Here is a 24865-nt window from a genome sequence, read left to right on the forward strand (position 1 = left end):
AAAAAAATCTGCTGCTCACTTTAAGTGAACAGCATTATAGCTATGCACTGTTTTTGTAACAAGTGCTCACCTTACTGGCTTTAGACCATATGCAATTGTTGTGATTAAAATTCACTCTGAATTTGATTTTAGTCATTAGTGTTGATATTGCGATTTTGCTAATGTTATCACGTTATTTGGATACGGTTTAGCGTTCGCATTCAGCATAATAAAAACAGTCTTGGGGCGTCGCAATGTACCTTTTGCTAACACTAGTTGTCACTTTCGTTTAAAACATGACTGAAATATCATTGCTAGATATCTAACAGTTTGAATAATTTAACGGATCCTATTATTAGCGTTACCTAGGCGTATTAGCATAATTGATCTCAAGCTACACACTACATCAAAATCGTTTTAAATTAGGAACTAAACACAGATGAAAGTTTTTCAGCTAAACACATATTCAACACACACTAAGATTGTGGGGATCATTGCTATTCTTATTTCAATAGTGGCGTGGACAACAGACCTTACCGGTATGGTTTACATTTGCCCATACTGCAGAGCACAGCGGACAGTCATTGGTATTTTAGGATTAATTCTAATTACCCCAGGTGCCAGCCATTGGATAGCAAAATACATAGGTTTAGTGATTGGTTTTTTCGGCGCGACCGTTGCTGCTAATCAACACTTTATGCACTGGAAAAAAATATCTGCTGGGACCTTTGAATTCAAAGAGAATATCATCATCGATCCCTTCCTCTTATCAGGTTTTGCACTGTTTGGTATTATAGGCCTGACCTACTTGTTGTTATTTTCAGATAAAAAATAACAACAGACTTTTAAATATCAAGTGAGAGAAACACCTATTCTAATTGTAATAAATGAATCTGCGTAATTGACTGGTTTACGGTGTTTTTTTCTTGATGAAACATTTACGAAGTGGAGGTTCAAGGTTTGTTGCTAGCTGAAACGCTTACAAGTTTCCAAGCTCCAGTTCGTTTTGACCACACTTGAGTACCACCTCCAGCACTGCTGAGTAGATGGCCATTGTTTAGTTCCATCGACTGAGTATATTCATTGACCAGGATGGCAGTATGTTGGTCAATGACAGATATTTTAACATTGGTGAATGTGAGCTGTGTTATTGCTTTAATTGAAGCAAATCCATTAATGATAAGAGGTGACAACTCATCGATTGAATTCCAGTTGCTGCCATCGCTGTTTAGGCCAACAAATTTTTCTGTGTCAAAGTGCTCAAAATAAGCTTCATGATTGAGCTCCTTTGAGGCTTGAACAAGACTTTCGAATGAAGCCATTACCTCTTTTTGCACCATAGAAGTGTTTGTCTCAGCATATGTTAGCCAAGAAAAGGCAACAGTGACGACGGCTATGGCGAATGTGAATTTAGACAAAAGTCATTTCCTTTTTTTAGTGACATTTAACGATCTAATCGAAAGTGTGCGGGCAGACAAAACAAGCTCAGACAAAAAGAACTGACACCCCTCGTATTATTGGAAAGTGTATCAGTTTATCTTTTTAAATAGCGATAGGATATCGCTATCCTTCCTGCTCAGTAGCGTCAGTAGGGGGTAAAGCTTTAAAATACTCCTATCCAGTGCCAAACAAAAGCAGCCAAAAAACACTCGAAATTTGAATGGGAGATTGTCGACACATAGAGTTACAAACTACTACTAAACTTCAGGCTGGTTTTAGGGTCTTATTTCAAGTCACATTCACAAGGATTAAACCATGAATATCAAACTTTCAATGCACAAACTCTTAAAAGAAAATTGGGCCTTTTTGCTGTTTGCGTTGGTGTTATTTGCTTCGCGAAGTAGTTTTGCTGACTGGTATTTGGTGCCAACAGGCTCTATGTTACCCACCATAGTTGAAGGCGACCGGATTTTTGTCAATAAGATGGCGTATCGTTTGGAAGTACCGTTTACTGATATAGAGATTATGCAAACAGGTCAGCCAAAGCGTGGCGACATAGTGGTGTTTAATTCTGAGAAAGCCGGTAATCGATTGGTAAAAAGACTCGTAGGTGAGCCAGGTGACAGAGTCGCCATGTTTGAGAATAAACTGATTATTAATGGCAAGCCGATTCAATATGAAGACCGCGACAATAGCCTCCAAAAAACTGAGCAACTCGATAATGTAGCGCATATCGTACAATTTATACCTGTAGCCGAGGCGCGCGATAACTTTACGGAAGTGATTGTGCCAGAAGGGCATTACTTGGTTTTGGGCGACAACAGAAACAACAGTGCCGATTCTAGATATTACGGTTTTGTTCCTGCCATCGAAATTCAAGGTAAGGCCAATAAAGTATTATTATCTCTAGATCCTGAAAACTACTATTTACCTCGAAAAGAAAGGTTCAACCAACCGCTTATCTAGCAGCGTTAAAATGGAAGCCTAGAGTTTAGGTTTCCATTTTAGATCCTAGCCACAAACCATTGATAAGGTTGATAATTATCGTATAACCAATTAAATATAAATGTATAAAAAAGGATGAATACCAAAAAGCTGGCTTCAAGAACAATGGCCGCTATCCAAGTAATTTCTAAGTACCAAGCCAACACAGGCAAGGTAATAACCACCATGCCAAGTTCAAAACAACAAGCGTGAATCATTCGTATAATTACGCCTCTTGTTAGCCGGTTTGCCCCTGCTATTTTGTCAAACAGAATGTTGTAGAGATAATTCCAAAGCATTGCAAAAGTAGACAGTGCAACTCCCACAATTGCCATTTTCCCCGTTGCAAACCCACCAATAATTGCGGAAGTGGGTACTACTATGGCTAAGGCAATAACTTCAAATAAAAAAGCCTGAAATACACGCTCAATGGTTTTCATAAAGTATTCACATAAAGGGTGACGATAGCGTCATAATCATCCATTATAATGATATGTGTTAGTTACTTAGTATCGGTAAAAGCGATATGTTTGGCATTGAACAACTTCAAGCTTTTGTGGCCACAGTTGAAACCGGCTCGTTTTCGGCTGCGGCACGGCGCTTAGGTAAGGTGCAATCAGTGGTGAGCCAACACATTATGAATTTAGAAATAGATTGTAATGCGACTCTATTTGAACGTAGCGGACGTTATCCTACATTAACAAATGCAGGTAGCCGTTTATTACCCCATGCACACGCTCTTCTTAATCAACATCAACGATTAAAAAATTCTGTCCAAGCTCTTAGTGATATCACACCAAGTGAAATAACCATTGCCTTGGACGAGGGGATCCCATTTAAGGCTGTTTCGAGCATTATCGGCGAATTACAGCAAATTTACCCCCAAGTTACCCTAGAATTTTTAAGCGCTTCGAGTCTTGATATTATTGACTTACTTAAAAAAGCATTACCCTTAACTGGGGTGATTTTTAGTGAACTTAATATTCCCACTTATTTAGACTATGAATGTATTGGCACTGTTTGTTTTGATTTATATGTGGCTAAGTCTCATTCGTTATCTGGGCAAACAAGTAAAAGCATCGATAGTTTGCGGTTGCATCGTCAATTGCTGATCCGCTCCAAAAACACCCAGACCAGTAGTTTTCAACTAAAAATCAGCCCAGATATTTTGTATGCAGATAATTATTTCCTGTTACTCGAGCTGACGTTACAAGGCCACGGATGGAGCTTTTTACCCGCGCACGTGGCCCACGAAGCGGTGCAAGCAGGGGAGTTAGTTAAACTTCCTATGGAGTTCGAAAAAATGCATTGGCAAGCTAATGTTGACGTGTTGCAACATCAAAAAAACAGTGACCTACCCATTTTCAAAACGTTACGACAATTACTGCGTAATATTCTGTAGCTGCTTAAATACCATGTTTTGAAAGGTTGCAGTTATCTACTGCTAGGTTACATTGCATAGAAACATTTGAATATGTTACCGCTCTAACACCCCGTAAATAGCCTAAATAGTTTTAGTAAATGTTTACCCATAGCAGATGTAAATATAGCAAGGTGTTCCTTTGCCATATACTGCAGTTAAGTACGACTGTGAACCTCAAATCATCCACCCTAATTATTAATTTAAAAAAGGCATCGCCATGACAAAACTTGGAATTATCCTATTTAGCGTTACTTTGCTCATTAATTTTAATGGATACAGCGCCCAAACTAGCACCCCAAAAACCCATCAAAAAGCGGTGTTAGTAACAGGCTCTAATTCAGGTCTTGGATTAAAGATGACCCAAGAGTTATCTAAAAATGGCTTTTACGTATACGCCGGCGTTTTGCATAAACACGAGATGCAAGTGATGAATGCCATGGACAATGTTACGGCAGTACAATTTGACGTGCGTAACGCCAAAGAGATAAACGCTGCGGTAGACTTTGTCAAAGCACAAGGCCGTGGATTGTATGGCTTAATTAACAATGCTGGAGTGGCGGTGTTTGGGCCCATGATTGAACTGCCAGCCGAACAACTAGAATATCAATTCGATGTGAATGTGCTGGGACCTTTTCGTGTGACTCAAGCGTTTGCTTCGATGATCATCGAAAGTAAGGGGCGTATCGCCACTACGGGATCAATTGCGGGTATTCTCTCTAGTTCAATGTTTGGCGCATACAGTATGAGCAAACATGCCATTGAAGCTTATACCGACGCTTTATCAAAGGAAATGACACGTTTCGGCGTGAGTGTGCATGTCATTGAGCCTGGTAACTATGCGTCTAACATAGGTAATGCCGCTTACAAATTGATGAAAGATACCAACTATTGGAAAGATGACAGTCAATACAAAAAAGAACGTGACGGTTTAGTTGCTGGCTTGCCTCTAGTAGAAAAAGGCAATGACCCTATAGACGTGGCAAAAGCCGCACTGCATATTATGCAAAGTAACACTCCTAAGTCGCGTTATATGGTCACCGCAACGGTGCAGCAGGCTGATGCGACTATTAGGCGCCAAATAAGTAAAATGTTAGAGCTCAACCATGGCCAAGTGCATCAGTTTGACCGAGCCAGATTGATTGAGATTTTGGATGAAGAAATTGCAAAGTCTGAAAAAGCGACCGCGTCAACAAACTAAAGTACTTAGGCTTAAATCTTTGTAAGATTTAAGCCTAAGTTTCGCCCTTAACAGTCTATCTCGTATCATTCTTCTTAAGCAGTAATTTGCAAATTATAACCAGAGTATTTACGCATGTTGATTACGCGGTCGCCATCTAACATCAGATACTGCCCCTTAATGCCTAACAAGGTGCCTTCAAAGCCTAAGTCTTTGTCTAGGTTAATAGACTTTACTTTTTCTGGATATTGCTCAACAGGGTAGTGGATATCAATGGCAGGAGTGTCTGAAATATCAATGGCCTGAAACCCATATTCATCAATTATTTCGTCGAGATCCTCTTCTACTTGTTCCAATAAGGATTCTTTTAAAGCGACTAAATCCACGTGTTCAGGCTGATTTTTGAGCATAGTGCGCCAATTGGTTTTATCTGCAATATGTTCTTTAAAAGCCATTTCAACTAAACCACTGGTTAACCTGTTTTGTACCCGCATGATCGCAATGGCTTGCGTGGCACCTTGGTCAATCCAGCGACTCGAGACTCCGTCTGTCACATGGCGTGTTATCCCGACTTTTATGGTGCCAGTGTTAGCTAGATACACAAAGTGACTCGACAAGCAGTTTGCCTCTCCCCAAGCTGGTTCGCGGCATGTGCCTTGTTCGTAATGGCATAGTTCGGGTTTAATGATACAAGTATCACATTGTGCCAACTTCATTAAACAGCGGTAGCAATAACCTTGGTTAAAACTCTTTTTGGTTTTTGTGGCGCAATGTACGCAATTGATTTCGCCCTGATAACTAACCGTTAACGTTTGCCCAATCAAGGCGTTCATGTTGATCGAGGTGTCGCCAATGGGCAGAGCATATTGCGCAACGTTGTCTGAATTTGTGCTCACTCGCATCTTACGAGTGTTGCCTTGGTATAAGGTCATAAAAAAAATATCCGAGAATTAATGTGGCAAATCTACCATAAAACTGGGATGGTTAACCTCTGGGTCACCGAAAAATATCTTCTAGTATGATTTTTTATATCGGTTGTTCCTTGTTTTCTTGGCAACTTGACCCAAGCTGTATAAGTAAGTTTGTAAAAACGTAAACCAGAGCAAAAAGGAAAATCTATGAAAATAAATGTTTCAGGTCACCATTGCGATATCTCAGAGTCAGTTAAAGAGGATATTAATTTAAAGTTTTCTAAAGTAGCCAGTCATTTCCCCACCCTTATCGCTTTAGACATTATTGTGACGAAAGAGCACGGTGAGTTTAGCGCAGAAGTTTCCACTAAATACGAAGGCACCAGTATTGCGGTTAAAGGTAAAGGAGCAGTAATGTATCCAGCTCTCGCTCAAGCAAGTAAAAAATTAGATGCAGCACTTAAACATCGTAAAGGACAATTAAAAGGGGATTTGCATCAAAAGCCTAGCGTTACCACCCCAGAAATAGCCCATGAAATTATTCAGGGTATGGATTTAACCTAGTTTCCAACAGTTTATTAAAATGCGCTCAGATTATTATTGGTAGTTTGAGCGCTACTCATAAGAACACCCATTTCCCCTTCTATCACTTTTAATCTGCAGCAAGCCAGTATTGAGATCTTTTGAGCATGCTCCTTGTTTCTTAGATTCTTTTTGTTTGCACATTGTTTACCCGTTTCTTGCACACTGTTTTCGGCAATGTTCGGTAAGCTTTATGTGAATTTAAACAAACAAGCAGGTCATATTATGAATTTATTAAAAACAGTAAAAAACAATAGCTCAGTAAAGTTATTAACACTTTGTTGTTTAATAGGAATCTCTTTAAGTTTGTCAGCTCACGCTCAAGAACGCGGTGGGCAAAACATGCCAAAACGTGAGCGACCCACGTTTTCATCTTTGGACTTAAATAGCGACGGTACCGTTAGTTATGCAGAGTTTGAACAAAGCGATGTACCAAACAACGAACACTCTACTATTTTTGGACATATTGATGCTGATGGTGATGGCGTATTAACTGAAGACGAATTTACCAGTCATAAGCCACCACGTCGCGAAAGATAACAGGTGTTAAGCAAAATGTTTAATCAATTTGCGACTCTACTAGAGTCGCTTTTTGCTAGCTATTTTTAGAGCTTTTTAGGTATGGCTGTTTAAGTTAAGATGTTGCAAATTTCAGAGTAAAGCAGCGACTAGCTATCAACGTCTTAGCGCAACTTCAATCCCATTTTTCAGATCCACAACTGAGTAAATTGCATCGGGTACAATCGCTGTGGAGTGGTTATGGTGAGATTTCTCGCTATGTTAGCCCTAGGCTCAATATTTCGATTATTGTAAAACATATTTCTCCGCCGCTTGAAGCGCATCATCCTAGAGGTTGGAATACTCAAGTCGGGCATCAACGTAAATTAAAATCATACCAAATAGAAGCGAATTTCTATCGACGCTATGGCCGTTTATGTGATGAGTTTTGTGTGTTACCTCAATTATTGACTGAATTTTCCGACGGTTTACAACAGGTATTGGTGCTACAAGATCTCGACCAACAAGGATTTAGGTTGCGCAAAAACCAAGCATCTATGTCTGATGTGAAGTCTGGCATTAAGTGGTTGGCGTATTTTCACGCTAGATTTTTGCAGCAAAACATTACAGACCTTTGGCCTATTGGTACTTACTGGTATTTAGCGACTCGCCAAGAAGAGTTTAAGGTGATGCAGGCTGGTCAATTGAAAGACTCAGCTCAAGCGATAGACTCGGTGTTAAATAACGCCCACTTTCAAACGCTGGTGCATGGAGATGCTAAACTGGCAAATTTCTGTTTTGCTGACGATGCCAATATTGACGGATTGGCAGCGGTAGATTTTCAATATGTCGGTAAAGGGGTAGGGGTTAAAGATCTGGTTTACTTTTTAGGTGGCTGCCTCAATCAAGATGAATTAGTCAAATATGAGCAAAGCCTAGTGCAAGAGTATTTTGCAGTGCTTAGTAAAGCACTGAGTCATTACCAAATAGACATTGATTTTACGGGCTTACAGCAAGAGTGGCGCGACTTATATGCCTTTGCTTGGGCCGACTTTTACCGATTTTTGTTAGGTTGGAGTCCTGAGCATTATAAAATTAATGCCCATATGCAAAAGCAAACCGATATCGCACTTAGCAGGTTACCAAAATAATGACGCAATTCACCGCAGCAAAAAGTAGACAGCTTACACAGGAAAATATTAAATGACATCTACGCTATCAAACGGGGCAAGGCTCATCGGTAATATAAAAGCGGCCATAGGTGTCAATTTGTTACCTGGCGTGTGTTTACAGTTGTTTGCTTTGACTATTGGTTTAAGTTATTTCTATTGGCCTGCTTCGCAGCCTATGTTTCAGTTTTTTGCCGATTTAAAAGTAGAATATGGGGCGTTATATGCGGTAATTTCAACTGCGCTATTTGGTGGCTTGTTACCTTTTTTATATATGTTTATGAGTGGAAAAATTCGCTTTTTGCCTTTTTCTCAATTGCTTTTTTATGTGCTGATTTGGGCTTTTCTAGGTGGGTTAATTAACGGGTTTTACGGGTTTCAAGTGGTGTTGTTTGGCGATGGTAACGACTGGCTTACCATAGTGAAGAAAACTGCTTTTGATCAATTTGTATTTTCTACCTTTTTGACCGGACCTATGATTGCCTTAGCTTTTTTATGGAAAGATCAGCAGTTTAATTGGCAGAAAACTAAAATGCACTTTGATGAACTTATCAAAGTACAAATACCCACCACAGTAGTGACCACTTGGATTATTTGGATCCCAGCGGTGAGTGTTATTTACATGATGCCGAGCAACTTACAAATACCCCTGTTTAATCTGGTGTTATGCTTTTTTGTATTGATCTTGGCTATCTTAAATGTAGATGAAAAATAATCGCTATCTACAAAACCTGTTTTTCGCAAATTACCTCGTTAGTTCTAATTGCTTAAAATCACTATTACTAAAATCGCTATTAGGCTGTGCTGTATCTGGGTATACATCGTTTGCGCCAAACTTATCTACTGCCCAATGATAAACCTTAGCCATAAAACTAGGCATTCCGGCTTCAATTAACATATCGTGAAACAGTTGGTCTACTTGTACTTTGGTGAGTGGGATAGTGTCTAAATATTGATAAAGTGCATCGTGTACTAAACTCGCGTGCATACATAACTGCCAAAATACCTTTTTTTCAACTAGTTGACCTTGTTGCGTGATGCTTTGAACTGTGTGCTCGCCGTGCCACCAATCGGGCGTGCCTATTAATGCCAACCAAAAAAATAAACGTTTTGGCGTGCAGCCATCCCAAGCGTATGCCTTAGGTTGGGTTAAATCATAACTGACGGTTTTAGATTCTAGATTGACTTCTGAGGTGCCGGGATTAACGATGATTTTACCGTCATCAATGACTAGCCAGTCACTATAAAAAAACTTGTCGTTGGCCGAAGATTCGTTGCGAACCAAAGGGTAATCTATGTAATTAATCCATGGTCCTTCTCTGTCCCGGCTCGCAAATCCCCATTTTTGCAATTCTGATTGTTTGGATTTTTTAGCGCGGCGATCGCGTATGTTCCATCCAGCTTGCCTAGGTAAAAACAAACCTAAACAGACAAAACATCCTGCATATAAACTCAGCCTTATTAGGTTAGGATAAAACCAAAATAAGAACAGCAATAAACCCGCACCGATTAACAGGGCCACTTTCATGGACATATCCATTTTAGTGACTTTAGGTTGGGTTTGGTTAGGCAAGTCGTTGCTAGTGTTCATAAATTTCCCTATCGTATATTGGCGCAAATAATCTCCAGTATAGAAGTGAAATTTAAATTGTCTGCAACAGTTTGATACTTTTTACTTTAACAGACGTATCGAAATCACTCGCTAGTGCCCCCATACTCAACCTACTTGATAAATTTAAGAGAACAATACTTTGCAATCCCCTAAAACAAGTACCGTTATGAAATGGCTGTTTGGTCAACTTCGTCCTTATAAATCTAAAGTGTTTTTTGCTATAACCGCATTAATTATTGGTGCCGGCGCATGGTTATTATTAGGCCAAGGTATTAAAGCTGTTGTTGATGATGGTTTCATCGCTAACAATGCGAATAAGCTAAATCAAACCATGTTTTTAGTGATGGGCATTGCTTTGGTAGGCAGTATTGCGGCTTACTTTCGATTTTATTGGATGATTTGGTTAGGCGAAAGAGTCAGCGCAGACATACGTCAAAAAGTGTATGGACATTTGTTAACCTTGTCCCCTGCGTTTTTTGCCAAAACTCGCACCGGTGAAGTCATTTCTCGTTTTACCGCAGATACCACATTACTGCAGTCTGTGGTGGGTATGGGGTTATCCATGGGATTACGGTCAAGTATTACCTTTATTGGTGCACTGCTGTTGATGCTTTTTTCAAGCCCTATGCTGACCTTATATGTACTGATTGCCGTGCCAATAGTCCTGCTACCCATAAGAATTTTTGGTGCTAAAGTCCGGTTGTACTCCAAAAATAGTCAAGATAAAGTGGCTGACGTGGGCGCCTACGTTGACGAAACCCTACATGAAATCCATACCGTTCAAGCCTATTCTCATGAAAAGATAGATAATAGCTTATTCAGGGAGCGGATCGAAAGTGTAATGGGAGCGGCACATTTTAGGATTAAATTCCGTGCATTGCTGGTGGCATGTATTATGGCGATTAGCATTATCGCTATTACCTTGGTGGCCTGGGTAGGGGCTCAGCAAGTATTGACTGGTGAACTTAGCGCCGGAGAACTCACTGCTTTTATGTTTTATGCGGTGATGGCAGGTGGTGCAGTAGCGACCATTAGCGAAGTAATAGGTGAAGTGCAAAAGGCTGCTGGAGCCAGCGAACGTTTGATGGAGTTACTTAACACTCAAACGAGTATTGAGTCACCGCCATCCCCCTTTGCGTTGCCTAGTAAAATTAGTGGTGAAATCGCGCTGCAGAATGTGAGCTTTCATTATCCACAAACTGATGCCGTGACTGTGATAAAGGCGTTAAACTTGCGGATAAAAAGTGGTGAACGAGTGGCATTGGTGGGGCCTAGTGGTGCCGGTAAATCAACTTTGTTCCAATTATTATTGCGCTTCTATGACACTACTAGTGGGCATATAACCTTAGAAAATAAAGATATCAAATCTTTAGATGTGTCAGCACTACGTGATCAATTTGCTTTGGTACCTCAAGAGTCAGTGATATTTGCTAGTAGTGTCAAAGACAACATTGCTTACGGCCGCACCAATGCCACTGAGTTGGAGATTGAAAACGCAGCTAAAGCGGCGCGGGCCCATGAGTTTATTAGCGAGTTACCAGAAGGTTACCAAACTAATTTAGGTGAACGGGGTGTGCGCTTATCTGGTGGCCAAAAACAACGCATTGCCATCGCCAGAGCGATATTGGCAGACCGCCCAATACTTCTGTTAGATGAAGCCACTAGTTCTTTAGATGCAGCCAATGAGCAACACGTAAAATTAGCTTTGGAAGAATTGATGAAAAACAAAACCACTTTGATCATTGCCCACAGACTGGCTACTGTTATCAACGCAGACAGAATAGTGGTGATGGACAAAGGAGAAATTGTCGCCATAGGCACACATCAAGAACTCGTTGACAGTAACGACTTGTACCGAGAGTTTGCGCAACTGCAGTTGGTGAGTTAGCAGCAATATCTCGCTGCTAACAACGAGATGCTGGCGAAAAAATAACAGTTAAGTGATAAGAGAAAGTATATGAAAATAGCACAGGTGGGTGAGGAAATACTTAGGACTCCCGCAACGCAGGTAGAGCAAGATGAATTTGCATCTGAGTCACTGAATACATTTATTGAAGAATTACTAGAGACTATGCTTGAGGCAAACGGCATTGGTATCGCAGCCCCTCAGGTATTTGATCCTCGAGCCATTATGATTATTGCTTCACGTGCAAATGTTCGTTATCCCGATGCGCCTGAGATGCAACCATTGGTTATGATAAATCCTTGCATCAAACGAATTAGTGATAACCAAGTGTGGGAGTGGGAAGGGTGTTTATCTGTGCCAGGATTGCGTGGTCGAATTGAACGTCCTAATTCAGTTGAAGTCACGTATTTAAATACAAGCGGTGATGTACAAACTATTCAATTAGAAGGTTTTGTGGCGCGCATTTTTTTACATGAATTTGATCATTTAATTGGTAAAACTTGGCTGGATCATATTACCAGTACACAAAATATTATGGCAAATGACGTTTGGGCCGCTAAATTCACTTAACGAACTTTACTAAGTCGGTTAGCATGAGGTCCCAAAACAACTTATTTCTTACACCTTTTGGATAGTAATATTGATTTCTTTTTCTTCATTTAAAACTTTAGTTTTCGCCACAGGTTTAACCTCGTTGTCTTTTGTGGCCCATGGACAGCAAAGTTCAACGCCTGAAGCAGATTCATTTGGACAGTGCATTGAACGGCTGCAACAAGAAGCCCGTGATGCAGGTGTATCTGAACGCACAACAGTAGACATTTTAGGGCAAGTAAAGCCCCTAGAGAGGATTCTAAGTTACGACCGCAATCAGCCCGAGTTTGTGCAAACCTTTACGGGGTATTTTTCAAAAAGAGTGACCGATTGGCGTATCAACAAAGGTCGCGAAAAATTACAGGAACACAAAGAGTTTTTGGCAGAATTAACCAAGCAATATGGAGTGCCAGCCCAATACCTCATTGCGTTTTGGGGCCTAGAAACTAACTTTGGTAGCTACAAAGGAAAAACCCCGATAATACCAGCGTTAACGACTCTGGCTTGTGATCAACGTAGAAGTGTTTATTTTTCTGGTGAGCTAGTTCAAGCTTTGTTGCTGCTTGAGCGAGAAGAGCTTGACCATAAGCAGATGGTTGGTTCATGGGCTGGCGCTATGGGCCACACTCAATTTATGCCTACCGCCTACATGAAATATGCCAAAGACGGTGACGGCGATGGCAAAATAGATTTGTGGAACAATGAACTAGACGCGCTGGCATCAGCGGCTCATTTTTTACAAAACCTAGGCTGGAAAACAGGTTATAGATGGGGCCGCGAAGTCATCATACCCGAAGGTTTTGACTATCAATTGGCCGGTAAATCCCAACCTCAACCCTTGTCATTTTGGTCACAACAAAACGTCACTCAAGTAGGTGGTAAACCACTAGGTGAAAGTGACTTAAAATCTGCACTACTTGTGCCTGCCGGGCATACCGGATCGGCGTTTATGGTGTACCCTAATTTTGATGTGATATTACGTTGGAACAACTCCGAGTACTACGGCATAGCAGTAGGCCATTTGGCAGACCGTATCAACGGCAAAGGTACTCTATCAAAACCACTACCCGAACTACCAAACTACACATTAGTTGAAATGCAGCAATTCCAAGAAAAACTCAATCAGTTGGGTTACGACGTAGGTGAAGCTGATGGCATATTAGGGCCAGCAACCCGCAAAGGTGTACGCGCATTTCAAGTGACTGTGGGTTTGATTGCTGATGGTTATCCCTCAAAAGAGACAGTTGAAGCGGTGAAGAATGCGCCTGTGGAAATCGATGACGCGAAAAATAGTTGATTGATTTAACTTATCGACATATTGATTAACTCGCGCTGATTTTTTATTACTTTGTTATGTATTGCTACCTTAGTAGCAATACATTGAATAGTAGCAATACATTGAAATGGGGAATGGTTGTGTTATCACTAGTCTCCCTTTGCTCTAGAACAATCGACAATTAACCCGACGACACCACACAAAAAATTTTGGCAACTGATTAAATGACTGCTGATCCGACATTGAAGCATTACGTTTATGGGGTAACTAAGTTTCAAATATACGAATAAATCGCGTCGCTTACAGGCGTTGGTTATCCCCAAGTTCAGGTTACCTAAATTAGCTTGTTCGCAGAGTTCATAACGGAAGTTATAGGCCGATTTTTGCCTTTTCAAACATCCCAAATACCCAAAACAGTTTTTTTAATATCGGTAATGGCAAGCTTGGCTGAATCCTTTTCTTGTTGGTTAAGTTGTATTCTAGGAAAGTGGGTGCTGTCTAATAATTTAAGCACTTGCTCTGTTAAGAATCGACTTTTGGCTCCGTAAACATGCCGGTCACCGTGGCGTTGTTGTTCTGGCACCCAATATTTCAACGGTTGCATTAAATGCAGTTCATCTTTAGCGCGGGTAATGGCCACATTTAGCAAACGTCTTTCTTCCTCTAAGCTGCGTTTGTTGCCCGCCGCATATTCGTTGGGGAAGTTGCCATCAGCCACATTCAGCACAAAAACATTGGTCCATTCTTGACCTTTGGCACTGTGCACTGTTGATAAAATTAGAAAGTCGTCATCGATTAAAGGCGGACCTGCAAGATCTCCTGAAGACTGAGGTGGATCTAAAGTCAGTTCTGTTAAAAAGCGTTGTCGTGATGGAAACTGCTGAGATATTTGCGCCAGTTGTTCAATGTCACCAAAACGAACAAAGTGATCATCGTAGTTAATCTCCAACAATTCTTTATAGATGTTAACCACAGCATTGACTTGCTCTGACCAAACAATGCTATTGGTATGGATAGCGCTCAGTACTTTTACTAATGCTTGAAATAACTCATTTGCTACTTGCGGCATAGGGTAATCAAGTAGTTCGCTAAATGTGTAGTGTTTTGCGGTAAGAGAATTAATGACTTTTTCGGCTATTTTTGGCCCAACACTGGGTAATAACTTTAACACCCTAAAGGCTGAAATTTTATGTTTTGGGTTATCGGCCCAGCGCAAAATCGACAGTAAATCTTTGACATGTGCGGCTTCTAAAAACTTAAGCCCACCATGTTTAACAAAAGGAATATTACGTCGGGTCAGTTCAAGTTCGAGGCGGTCACTGTGATAACTCGACCTAAACAATACCGCTTGTTTTTTTAATTCAATACCTTGCTCACGTGCGGCTAACACTGTTTCGACAATATATTCGGCTTGTTTAGTCTCATCTTCTACCGAGACTAATTTAGGTCTAGTTCCTGATTTTCTGTCACTGAATAATTCTACTTTGTAACCCTCAGTTCCTTCACTGAGTAAAACATTGGACACGTCCAAAATAGCTTGATGAGAACGATAATTTTGTTTGAGTGAAATGACTCTGGCAGGTGGGCTAAATTGCTGTGGAAAATTTAATATATTGTCCACATCAGCTGCCCTGAAAGAATAGATAGACTGGGCATCGTCTCCCACTACCGTTAAGCCTTTACCAGTCGGAAAAAATCCCATTAGAATACCGGCTTGTAACACATTGGTATCTTGGTATTCGTCTACCAATATATAGTCAAATTGTTCCCGAACCTGTTTGGCTATTTCTGGCACTTGGGCCATGTGGTAGCAGTACAAAAGCAAGTCATCATAGTCTAAGCACAATTGCTCAATTTTTGCTTTAGCGTAGGCAGCAAATAAGCGGGTTAACTCTTTGTCCCATTGGCGGCAGTAGGGAAAATGGGCATCTAGAATTTCTTCAATGGGTTGTTTGCTATTCACACAGCGTGAGTAAATATCCAAGCAGGTTTTCTTTTTAGGGAAGCGCTTTACCGTGGATGTAAAATCCAATTCATGGCGTATAACATCAATCATATCAGCGCTGTCATTGCGATCCATGATAGTAAAATCACTTTCAAGACCAATGGCGTTGGCGTGCTCTCTAAGTAAACGAGCCGCGATAGAATGGAAAGTGCCCATCCAAGAAATTTTGATTGATTGATAAGTTGGGGCTTTACCCTTACCCGTTTTTTTCATTAGTTGCTGTTCGACAATGCGATTGGCCCGAGACGATAATTCACTTGCCGCACGACGCGCGAAAGTCATCAGAAGAATACGATCAGGGGATTTGCCATTTAGAATTAACTGTGCGGTTTTATGTGCCAGAGTGTTGGTTTTACCCGTGCCTGCTCCGGCTATGATAAGCAGAGGTGCTTGATTGTTGTTGCTTATAGAGTCGGTACTCTCAAGGTCGGCACATTCAACAGCTTGTTGTTGTTCTTTGTTTAGCAGCATAGTATCAAGCATTATTTCTATCAAACCCAATGAATTCCAATGCTTAATATAATGGATTATCCTTTGGCTGTATATATATACAGTTTTCGCTAATCGCGAATTTCAAAAGCGTTGATTTTTATGCCGGTCTGTCTTGGCCCATTTTTCTATAAAATTTACGTAAGAAGTAAATACCATTTTGGCTTTTTCGGGAGTGGATTGATTAAAACTATGTGTGCCGCCTTTTACTTCGAGGTACTGATGAGGGTGGTTGGTTTTTTGAAGTTCCCGTACAAATTCCCGACTCATCTCTACAGGTACAATAGGGTCAGCATCACCGTGAGCTAAAAACATTGGCGGGTCATTTGGGTCTAAATAGGTCACGGCTGACATAGCTGCTAGGTGTTGTTGATGGTTGTCGGCGTTTTTTTCAAGCAATCGATCAACCAGTAAAAAATCTGAATATTTTGCCTGTCTATAATCTGCGATAGGCGCTGATTGGGCGGCGATGGCGTGCACAGAAGAATCAAATTCAGTGTATAAACCATGCTTAGAGAAGGCACTAGAATTACCTGATACTCCTGCCATGATTGCCAAAAAACCACCACTCGACGACCCGCTAACAATTATTCGATCTGGATTGATGTGATAGGTTTTAGCATGAGCTTTTAAAAAACGTATGGCTAATTTAACGTCATCAAGCGCCGCTGGAAATTTATGTTGTGGAGCCAATCGATACATCACACTGGCGGCTACAAAACCATTTTTGCTCAGTTTCTGAATACGGGCGTTGTTGTTATTTTTATTGCCCTTTAGGAAACCGCCACCATGGATCATCAATAGCACGGGGCGCGCTTGTTCGCTGAGTGTTTGTGGAAAAGCAATATTGATGGATAATTTCACCCCATCTAATTCACCTATCGGGATGTTTTCGTGAAGGCCTTTTAAATTCTGTGAGCCGTGACTTAAGAAGCTTACGAAAAGTAGTAAACACAGACCAAAGCAAGTTAAAAAATTTGCCAAAGCCATTTTCTTGGTTAAGGTCGTTTCCATTGATAAATACATTTTAATTTTCAACAGTACTTAAATTGAGTTTTATCTCGCTGTCGTTTACTTCTTTGTCTGCTTCAATTAGGTCATTGTCAGAGTTGCTAGTTGTTTGGTTCATGTTAGATGAACTTTCTAAGCCTCTGTCAGCAGCTAAATCATAATTGTGTTTACCTTTCTCAATCCCCGCTTTGAAGGCTTCTCTTTGATGGATGGGAATATTTAAATTTTCATCAATCTCTTTGAGCCTTTTAAAGGTTTCAAACCCGAGCTGAAATGCTTTGTCGTTTAAAGCCGCATATTGTTGCATAGACGCTTGTGCTTGCCTGAGCCTGGTCATTTGCAGAAATAGCTGCCTGTTTTCAAATTCTTTATCGTGTTTTTTTTGTTTCGCTAATGCAGCCTTATCTAACCTCTCCAAAGCGTTGTTATTAGACTTGTCCACTTCTTGTTGAATATCATTTTGAACATAGGCTAAAAGTATAGCCATCTTGTTAGAGGTTCCACTGTTGTGCAAGGCAATGATGATTGACACCAACTTTTGGACATTAATATGAGGATCGTTTCCCTGCTTTTCATTTCGCTCTGTTAACATCCATCGTATCAGCGCCATAACAACTGCTTTCGTATAACTGGGTTGTTCGTCATCGGATATATATCTGCTTCTAACATCATGAAAAACAGTATGAGTTAGATTGGAATTGAGTATTGATATGTAACTATTTTGAGTATCTTCATGCCGTAATGTACTTGATAGCCAAAACTGAGAACTAGGGCCTGTACTCGCTAACGAAGAACCTGCAATAGTGCTTGCGGTACAAACCAAAGCCGCAGTCGCAAATTTTGTCAGTGCTTTTTTCGAAAGCTTAACCAATTTTGAGTTCTGATTAAGATTTGTCTGCTGGTGAAGCTTAGTGATACCTGTGTTGGGTAAGTCAATGGTCTGAGTTGCACTACCTTTATCATTAGTGGCAATAAAGCCTGTTTTAAATTGCGTCATATGTCTTCCTTAACGTTACTCTGGATCCACTGTTAGTACTAAAATGCCAAAACACATAAGGAGTTTGCAACTCTTTATGTGTTTTGTATTTTAGTGTTATTTATAGATTGGACGATAGTTCATTCAACAGTCTTTGATTGGTTTCTGTTGGATATAACATGGTGATTTTTGCTTGCACCTTAGTTGCGATAGCTGAATCGCCGTTCTCGAAATGATTGGCCATTAGTAGCTTTAACCAGTTTTCTTGGGGTTGCTCCCCTTGTGTTTCACTAATTGACATTAAATCGTTCAACCTAGAGATAGCTTGGTTGTATTGTGCTAGTGAGTAGTGGGACACTGCGGTCATGTACAACAGGTTTTTCTGATTGCTGTTGTCACCAGCTTCAGCAGAAACTTTAAACCAATGGTCAGAATAGCTAAGCTGTTTGTCCCATCTCTGCTGACTTGCCGCTAACGCCTGCGCCATGTTGATAAGATCTAAAAGTTCATTAGTTGGCAACTCATCTTCCAATGCTATGGCGCTATCCATATAAGCTAATATTTGCGGGTTTTCGGGCTCTAATTCATACAAAACATGTGCCTGAAGTTTTAAAATTTTAGCTTGCTGTGGTGATTCAAAACTGTCAATTTGGGTTGTTAATTTATCTAGTTGTGATTGCGCCGCAGTAAATTTTTTGTCGTTAATGGTATGTAGTACATTAACGATACTCTGAGCCTTCTCTTCTTTAAATACAGCCTGCTGTGAATTAACAGTTGCATTAGAAAATCCAATCCAGCCTGTTAGTGATAACAATGACGCCATCACAATTGTATGTCGTTTTTTCATGTTATGTTCCTTATTAAGTTTATTGATCCGCTGTAGATTAAATGCCGGTGTGCCGCTCATTCGTAAAACAGCTGGCATTGGTAGCGGGTGTTGCGGTTTATTCGCCTGTAAAGTCAGTTTAATCAATTGCAATTGATAGCTGCCTTCGGGCAAATGCTTTTTACACTGCTCATCGCAGCTTAATTCTACTTGTTGCCTAGCGTATCTCGCGGTAAAGCCAATAAGCGGATTCCACCAGAACAAACGTTGTACAAAATTAATTGCCCATAACCAGTAGGGATCATGTTGGCGAATATGGGTAAGTTCGTGTAACACAATAGTGCGAATTTTTTCAGCATCATGTTGGTTGCAGTCTAGCCAAATTATAGGGTTAATGAGACCCGTCGCCATGCCAGGTGATTGTGAATTGATACGGCGAATATCACATTTTTGTTCGGGTATACCGGCCGTTTGCCAAGCTTGGTTGTCTAATTTAGAGTGTTTAAGCCAACGCCTATGTAGCTGCACATAACTCACCACATCTTTGCAAAATAAAGCGAGACCAATCACAAATACAGCCAGCCAGAATCCATAAAATGTCTGTATTGAAGCTGATGTTTGTTTTGTTATTGGCGCTATCACTTCTGTGTTTGTGTTATCTGCAGTAACGAGTTTGAATTCACTCAGAATATTCAGCGGTAAGGCAAAAGAGTTAGATTTCACCTCAAACTGTAAAAGCTGCCAGGGGGTAAGCCAAGATACTAATAGCATTAGGCAAATATAAAAACGTAAACGGGCTGGTGCGCCACCTAATAGAAGGATGGCCAAACCACATAATCCACTGATCAATAAGGTGATAGTTAGGTAAGTTACCATGGTTGCCTCACTTATTATTTTTAGCTTTTTGCGCAGCTAGCATGTTTTCGAGTTGTTCTATTTCGCTGTTATCAAGTTGTTCATTATCCAACAATTGCGCCACCATCTTGTGTGGATCGCCAGCAAACATTCGTTTCAGAAAACCTTTTAATAAGGGAGTGGAAAACGCTTCACGTTCAATTGCAGGGGCGTAATAGATAGTGCGACCTTGTTGCTCTGCTCGCATTAAACAGGCTTTTTGTTCGAGTCGGTCAATTATGGTTTTAACGGTGGAGTAGCTGACATCCTTGTCTAACTTTATTTTTTCGTGCACTTCAGGGGCAGACGCCTTACCGAGTTGCCAAAGGATATTCATTACATCTAATTCGAATTCACTGAGTTTAACGTCTGCTTTCATTTCTTCTCTACATTTGTCGAGGTTGTGTCTACAAATGTAGAGATATAAGATTGAGCTGTCAATAATTTAATGAAATAAATTTATTTTTTGTTTCTTTTGAGAAAATTATTCGTCGAGAAGCGAAAGTACTTTGTTGGCTAACCTGTCCTACCATCAGGTCTGGGGCGGGTGAGTATTGGTGCATAAGCAATAACAAACAGTCCAAAGGCTATTGCCCACAATGTCTAGCTAGACACCCAATTTTAAAAAAGTAGCGAAACAGCTCCCAGCTTCAAATCAGCGCTAATTCTAGATTTTAGAGCCACAAGTGAAAGTAACGCTCATATTTTATGCTTGTTGAATTCACTGTTTTTGCGTAATTTATAACAATGAGTGTCTTAGTTAGTTTTAGTGAATGGAGTCTATCTAAGTGAAAGTTAATACTTCAAATATATACTGTGGTGATACTAGATTTTTTTATTTGTTATCACTTTTTATTACATTCATTGTTTTTGGTGGATTTGCATTGAGCTGGTTTTCTAAACCTGACAGCTTAAGCCGAATAACTTTATGGATTGGATTACATGGTGCATTTAGTGCCGCGTGGTATGTATTGCTTTTAAATCAAATTAGGTTGTCTGCTAAAGGAAACTACAATGCACATAGCACCCTGGGTAAACTAAGCGTTTTTTTAGTCGTTGGGATCTTGATTTCAGGTTCGATAATGGCGTTTGAATTCTATCATAGGCTAGCTGGTTTTGGTGTGTTCGGCTCTGAAGACGCCCAAGCTAGAATTAGAGCAGGTGGATTCCTAGGAGGGACTTTCCTTCAATGGTTAATTTTCTTAACACTTTATGTTTTGGGTATTCTTAATATCAAAAGTTCGGCTAATCATAAACGATTCATGATTGCTGCGGCTATCCAAATGATGCCAGAGGGGCTTAATCGCATTATTCATTTACTTGCGATTCCAGGTTATTCTATGGTTGGTTTTATGTTTTTAATTTACGCTGTACTAATGGTTTATGACTGGAGGGCTAAAGGCCGCATTTACATGAGTACATTATTATCGTTTGGCTTGTTTTGTGCTCTAGCCATAGCTATGAATACAGTTTTTCGTACACAGTTTTGGGGAGATTGGGCAGTAAAGGTCATAAATTGGATATAGAACTTGGCGCATAACAAGTGGTTTAATATGGTCTCGTAATAGCTTGCTCGAGCCTTTGGCAAACATTTTAGCAAGCTAAACTCGCCTCTTAACCAGGTGTTAGGCGTTTAATTGCACAGCGTTGCGCAACGCGCTACACTCCATCTATGATAAAGTCATTTAAACATAAGGGTCTGAAGCTGTTTTTCGAAAAAGGAAAAACTGCAGGCATACAGACTAAGCACGCGAAAAAACTTCGCATGCAATTAGCTGCTATCCACACCGCACAAGATATTGATGACATTAATTTGCCCGGCTTCTCTCTTCACCAACTCAAAGGAGAAAGATCTAATATTTGGTCGATATCAGTCAACGGCAATTGGAGAGTAACTTTCGAGTTCACGGATGGTAATGCTTACATCTTAAATTACGAGGATTATCACTAATGAATATGCATAACCCACCACATCCTGGTGAATTTGTTAAGTCCATTTACATGGAACCACACGGCATAAGTTGCAGAACACTTGCGACTCACCTTGGTGTTGCCGCTTCTACACTAAATCGTGTCGTTAAGGGGAAAAGTGCAGTAACGCCAGAAATGGCATTAAGGCTATCAAAGGTATTAGGGCGAAGCCCTGAAAGCTGGCTTAGCATGCAAGACAATTACGAGCTATGGCAGGCGAAGCAGAACATCAACTTGGATAACGTGCAGCCAATAGATCTGCATGCCGCCTAACAAAAAAATTAAGCTCGCCCGCTGCGCGGGCTGGGACGCAAACACGCATGGCGGCTTCGCCATTTTGCCCTACATGCCTGCGGCCCTTATTTAAAAGTTAATATCCATTATACTCCGATAGATTACTCAAAAATTGTATTTCACGACTTTCTGCTATGCTGGGCAAAGCAGACGTTTGGCTAGGTTAGGTCCTACTGCTGCAATTGGCTCATTGCCCCCATCAAGTTTAGTTTGTATCAATTGACCATAAGTGACAGATATCTATCTTTTCAGCGAAGCTATAGTTTTTTTCTTTGTATTCTGCTGCCTCTGCGGTGAGAAGTTTTAGTTTTTTGTTTTTTGCGGGTTTCTATTTACCAGTTAGTACTTTAATTAAGACGGAGTCAATTTAGTAAATGCATTATGTATTCGTAGTAACTTGTTCTTAGTACAGAAGTTTTAACTCAACAGCCTCTCAAGTATTCTGTTATAATCCCGCCGATTTTTTGAACAGCTTTTTAGATATTTTTTGAGACCATTCATGCCAACTATTCAACCTGCCTCTCGTTCCAAACCTGTTGCCCGTATGAAAGCGGAGCGTGGTTTGTTTTCTTTCCCTAAATATTGGGCGGAATGTTTTGGGCCTGCGCCGTTTTTACCTATGTCGCGCAAAGAGATGGATCAACTGGGTTGGGATAGTTGCGACATTATTTTGGTGACGGGGGATGCTTATGTGGATCACCCGAGTTTTGGTATGGCGGTAATTGGCCGTACCCTAGAAGCCCAAGGCTTTAGAGTCGGGATTATCTCTCAGCCTGATTGGCACAGTAAAGATGCCTTTATGCAACTTGGTGAGCCTAATTTATTTTTTGGTGTGACTGCAGGCAACATGGACTCGATGATTAATCGATATACCGCCGAGCGTAAATTACGTCACGACGATGCCTATACCCCGAATAATGAGGGGGGTAAGCGCCCCGACCGAGCGGTCACCGTATACACCCAGCGTTGTAAAGAAGCCTACAAGAAACCTGTGGTGATTGGTGGTATTGAAGCCAGTCTAAGACGTATCGCCCATTACGATTATTGGTCAGACAAAGTACGCCGCAGTGTGCTGTTTGACTCAAAAGCCGATATGTTGATGTTTGGTAATGCTGAACGTCCGCTACTTGAGATGGCGCATCGCTTTGCTGCGGGTGAAACTATTGAGCAAATGCAAGATATTCGCGGTACTGCGGTTATTCGTAAAGAGCCGCTTCCCGGTTGGCAAGGAGTCGATTCAACTCACCTTGATAGCATTGGTAAAATCGATCCCATTATCAGTCCTTATGAGATCATCGAAGATAAATGTGCGGTGTCGTCTGAAGCGGAAAAAGCAGCCGCTATCGAAGAGCAAAAAGCTCAGCCGATAGTTGTCCAGCCGTTTACCTCGAAAACCCAAAGGGTAAAACCATGGGATAAAACCTATGTGATGTTACCTGCATATGATGTGGTACGCGCTGAAAAAACTCATTACGCCCATACCTCGCGTATCCTACACAAAGAAACCAACCCTGGTTGTGCCCGCGCTTTGGTGCAACGCCACGGTGATCGTATTATTTGGATCAACCCACCTGCTTATCCATTAGAAACCGAAGAAATGGATGCGGTATTTGATTTACCCTATGCACGCGTGCCTCACCCAAGTTATGGTAAAGCAAAAATTCCGGCGTATGACATGATCAAAACTTCGGTGAATATCATGCGCGGTTGTTTTGGTGGTTGTACTTTTTGTTCGATAACTGAGCATGAAGGTAGGGTGATCCAAAGCCGTTCTGAAGAGTCTATTATTCGCGAGATAGAAGAAATTCGCGACAAAGTACCAGGTTTTACTGGTGTTATCTCCGATCTTGGTGGACCCACCGCCAATATGTACAAGTTACGTTGCAAAAGCCCTAAGGCCGAACAAGCTTGTAGAAGATTGTCTTGTGTTTGGCCTGAAATTTGTGGTCACTTAGATACTGACCAAACGCCTACGGTAGAGCTGTATCGAAAAGCCCGTGATGTTGAAGGAGTGAAAAAAGTCTTGATCGCTTCGGGCGTGCGTTACGATTTAGCCATTGAAGACCCAAATTATGTACGCGAATTAGTGACCCATCATGTAGGTGGTTACTTAAAAATTGCGCCTGAACATACCGAAAAAGCACCGCTAGATAAAATGATGAAGCCTGGCATGGGGACCTACGATAAGTTCAAAGAATTGTTCGACAAATACACCAAAGAAGCGGGCAAAGACCAATACCTCATCCCGTATTTTATTTCGGCGCATCCGGGTACTGAAGACGAAGATATGCTGAATTTGGCGTTATGGCTTAAAGAACGCAACTTTAAGTTAGATCAAGTACAAAACTTTTATCCATCGCCAATGGCCAACGCCACTACTATGTATCACACCAACAAAAACCCAATACATAAAGTGAACCACAAAAGTGAAATGGTTGAAGTGCCAAAAGGTGAAATTCATAGACGTTTGCACCGCGCGTTTTTACGCTATCACGATCCAGCTAACTGGCCAATCTTGCGCAAAACGCTCAAAGAAATGGGCAAAGCACATTTGATCGGTAACAGCCCAAATTGTTTAGTGCCAGCTGAAAGTCGCAATGAACTGAAAGGGCGAGATCAAAAAGAGTTTGCTAAACGTTCAGGCAATAAAGCGTTTGCTAAAGGCAAATCTGCAAATAAAACAAAAACGCAACGGGGTTTAACACGTTTTAGCGATAACCAACCTCATAATGATGCGACAAAATCAGGGCAAGAGACTCGCGGCAAGACAGGGTCTAAAACAGGGGCTAAAAATAAAAGGCGTAAACCGCACTAAAAGGCATTGCTAACTGCTAAGTCTCGAGTGCAGGCG

Annotated in this window: 24 protein-coding genes; 15 read left to right on the forward strand and 9 right to left on the reverse strand. The window is 40.9% G+C overall.

The genetic code is table 11. The features are described from left to right. Positions 1-418: 418 nt before the first annotated feature. Positions 419-814 carry a disulfide bond formation protein B gene (locus KO534_RS11305; protein ID WP_215929765.1) on the forward strand — a complete coding sequence of 132 codons (396 nt, stop codon included), beginning with the start codon at positions 419-421 and terminating at the stop codon, positions 812-814. Between the two features lie 118 nt (positions 815-932). On the opposite strand, the gene KO534_RS11310 is transcribed toward KO534_RS11305, so the two are convergent. Beyond that, positions 933-1397 carry a nuclear transport factor 2 family protein gene (locus KO534_RS11310; protein WP_215929766.1) on the reverse strand — a complete coding sequence of 155 codons (465 nt, stop codon included), beginning with the start codon at positions 1395-1397 and terminating at the stop codon, positions 933-935. Between the two features lie 337 nt (positions 1398-1734). Between KO534_RS11310 and lepB the strand changes: the two genes are divergently transcribed. Beyond that, positions 1735-2385 (forward strand): signal peptidase I, encoded by a 651-nt coding sequence (gene lepB / locus KO534_RS11315; RefSeq protein WP_215929767.1) that lies wholly within the window; start codon positions 1735-1737, stop codon positions 2383-2385. Positions 2386-2423: 38 nt separating this feature from the next. Here lepB and KO534_RS11320 read toward each other — a convergent pair whose 3' ends face one another. Further along, positions 2424-2843, reverse strand: a complete 420-nt coding sequence (locus KO534_RS11320) for a PACE efflux transporter (protein ID WP_215929768.1) — start codon at positions 2841-2843, stop codon at positions 2424-2426. Between the two features lie 86 nt (positions 2844-2929). On the opposite strand from KO534_RS11320, the gene KO534_RS11325 reads away from it, so the two are divergent. Both KO534_RS11325 and KO534_RS11330 read left to right on the forward strand, forming a co-directional pair. Beyond that, positions 2930-3805, forward strand: coding sequence for a LysR family transcriptional regulator (locus tag KO534_RS11325; protein ID WP_215929769.1), 876 nt, complete (start codon positions 2930-2932; stop codon positions 3803-3805). A 238-nt stretch (positions 3806-4043) separates the two neighbouring features. Further along, positions 4044-5024: an SDR family NAD(P)-dependent oxidoreductase gene (locus KO534_RS11330; RefSeq protein ID WP_215929770.1), complete on the forward strand. Its 981-nt coding sequence runs from the start codon at positions 4044-4046 to the stop codon at positions 5022-5024. A gap of 74 nt (positions 5025-5098) precedes the next feature. On the opposite strand, the gene KO534_RS11335 is transcribed toward KO534_RS11330, so the two are convergent. Next, complete coding sequence (locus KO534_RS11335; RefSeq protein WP_215929771.1) at positions 5099-5935, reverse strand: DUF2797 domain-containing protein; 837 nt, start codon at positions 5933-5935, stop codon at positions 5099-5101. A gap of 186 nt (positions 5936-6121) precedes the next feature. On the opposite strand from KO534_RS11335, the gene hpf reads away from it, so the two are divergent. The 4 genes from hpf to KO534_RS11355 all read left to right on the forward strand — a co-directional run bounded on the left by hpf (position 6122) and on the right by KO534_RS11355 (position 8878). Continuing rightward, positions 6122-6478, forward strand: a complete 357-nt coding sequence (gene hpf / locus KO534_RS11340; RefSeq protein ID WP_215929772.1) for a ribosome hibernation-promoting factor, HPF/YfiA family — start codon at positions 6122-6124, stop codon at positions 6476-6478. Positions 6479-6721: 243 nt separating this feature from the next. Continuing rightward, entirely contained in the window at positions 6722-7036 is a 315-nt protein-coding gene (locus KO534_RS11345; protein WP_215929773.1) for an EF-hand domain-containing protein, read from the forward strand. A gap of 188 nt (positions 7037-7224) precedes the next feature. Further along, the gene (locus KO534_RS11350; protein WP_252732098.1) at positions 7225-8145 is read left to right on the forward strand and encodes an ecdysteroid 22-kinase family protein; all 921 of its coding nucleotides are present in this window, start codon (positions 7225-7227) and stop codon (positions 8143-8145) included. A gap of 52 nt (positions 8146-8197) precedes the next feature. Next, complete coding sequence (locus KO534_RS11355) at positions 8198-8878, forward strand: hypothetical protein (protein WP_215929774.1); 681 nt, start codon at positions 8198-8200, stop codon at positions 8876-8878. Positions 8879-8908: 30 nt separating this feature from the next. On the opposite strand, the gene KO534_RS11360 is transcribed toward KO534_RS11355, so the two are convergent. Then, the gene (locus KO534_RS11360) at positions 8909-9754 is read right to left on the reverse strand and encodes a DUF1353 domain-containing protein (protein WP_215929775.1); all 846 of its coding nucleotides are present in this window, start codon (positions 9752-9754) and stop codon (positions 8909-8911) included. A 187-nt stretch (positions 9755-9941) separates the two neighbouring features. Between KO534_RS11360 and KO534_RS11365 the strand changes: the two genes are divergently transcribed. The 3 genes from KO534_RS11365 (at position 9942) to KO534_RS11375 (ending at position 13569) form a co-directional block, all read left to right on the forward strand. Beyond that, positions 9942-11663: an ABC transporter transmembrane domain-containing protein gene (locus KO534_RS11365; protein WP_436836584.1), complete on the forward strand. Its 1722-nt coding sequence runs from the start codon at positions 9942-9944 to the stop codon at positions 11661-11663. 69 nt (positions 11664-11732) lie between these two features. Continuing rightward, a complete protein-coding gene (def, locus tag KO534_RS11370) occupies positions 11733-12251 on the forward strand; it encodes a peptide deformylase (protein WP_215929777.1) in 519 nt (172 codons plus the stop codon). Positions 12252-12321: 70 nt separating this feature from the next. Further along, positions 12322-13569, forward strand: a complete 1248-nt coding sequence (locus KO534_RS11375) for a lytic murein transglycosylase (RefSeq protein WP_215929778.1) — start codon at positions 12322-12324, stop codon at positions 13567-13569. A gap of 370 nt (positions 13570-13939) precedes the next feature. On the opposite strand, the gene KO534_RS11380 is transcribed toward KO534_RS11375, so the two are convergent. The 5 genes from KO534_RS11380 to KO534_RS11400 form a co-directional block, all read right to left on the reverse strand. Then, positions 13940-16036, reverse strand: a complete 2097-nt coding sequence (locus tag KO534_RS11380) for an ATP-dependent helicase (RefSeq protein WP_215929779.1) — start codon at positions 16034-16036, stop codon at positions 13940-13942. A 90-nt stretch (positions 16037-16126) separates the two neighbouring features. Then, entirely contained in the window at positions 16127-17068 is a 942-nt protein-coding gene (locus KO534_RS11385; RefSeq protein WP_215929780.1) for an alpha/beta hydrolase, read from the reverse strand. 1 nt (position 17069) lies between these two features. After that, positions 17070-18050 carry a hypothetical protein gene (locus KO534_RS11390; RefSeq protein ID WP_215929781.1) on the reverse strand — a complete coding sequence of 327 codons (981 nt, stop codon included), beginning with the start codon at positions 18048-18050 and terminating at the stop codon, positions 17070-17072. A 100-nt stretch (positions 18051-18150) separates the two neighbouring features. After that, complete coding sequence (locus KO534_RS11395; RefSeq protein ID WP_215929782.1) at positions 18151-19731, reverse strand: M56 family metallopeptidase; 1581 nt, start codon at positions 19729-19731, stop codon at positions 18151-18153. Between the two features lie 7 nt (positions 19732-19738). Next, positions 19739-20128: a BlaI/MecI/CopY family transcriptional regulator gene (locus KO534_RS11400; protein ID WP_215929783.1), complete on the reverse strand. Its 390-nt coding sequence runs from the start codon at positions 20126-20128 to the stop codon at positions 19739-19741. 409 nt (positions 20129-20537) lie between these two features. On the opposite strand from KO534_RS11400, the gene KO534_RS11405 reads away from it, so the two are divergent. The 4 genes from KO534_RS11405 (at position 20538) to KO534_RS11420 (ending at position 24829) form a co-directional block, all read left to right on the forward strand. Beyond that, a complete protein-coding gene (locus KO534_RS11405) occupies positions 20538-21275 on the forward strand; it encodes a hypothetical protein (protein WP_215929784.1) in 738 nt (245 codons plus the stop codon). 146 nt (positions 21276-21421) lie between these two features. Beyond that, positions 21422-21700 (forward strand): type II toxin-antitoxin system RelE/ParE family toxin, encoded by a 279-nt coding sequence (locus tag KO534_RS11410; protein WP_215929785.1) that lies wholly within the window; start codon positions 21422-21424, stop codon positions 21698-21700. Further along, complete coding sequence (locus KO534_RS11415) at positions 21700-21993, forward strand: HigA family addiction module antitoxin (protein WP_215929786.1); 294 nt, start codon at positions 21700-21702, stop codon at positions 21991-21993. The genes KO534_RS11410 and KO534_RS11415 overlap by 1 nt, the downstream gene beginning before the upstream one ends. Before the next feature lie 520 nt (positions 21994-22513). After that, positions 22514-24829 (forward strand): YgiQ family radical SAM protein, encoded by a 2316-nt coding sequence (locus KO534_RS11420; RefSeq protein WP_215929787.1) that lies wholly within the window; start codon positions 22514-22516, stop codon positions 24827-24829. The last annotated feature ends 36 nt before the right edge of the window (positions 24830-24865 follow it).

The sequence above is a fragment of the Paraglaciecola arctica genome (assembly GCF_018861065.1).
Taxonomy (GTDB): Bacteria; Pseudomonadota; Gammaproteobacteria; order Enterobacterales; family Alteromonadaceae; genus Paraglaciecola; species Paraglaciecola arctica_B.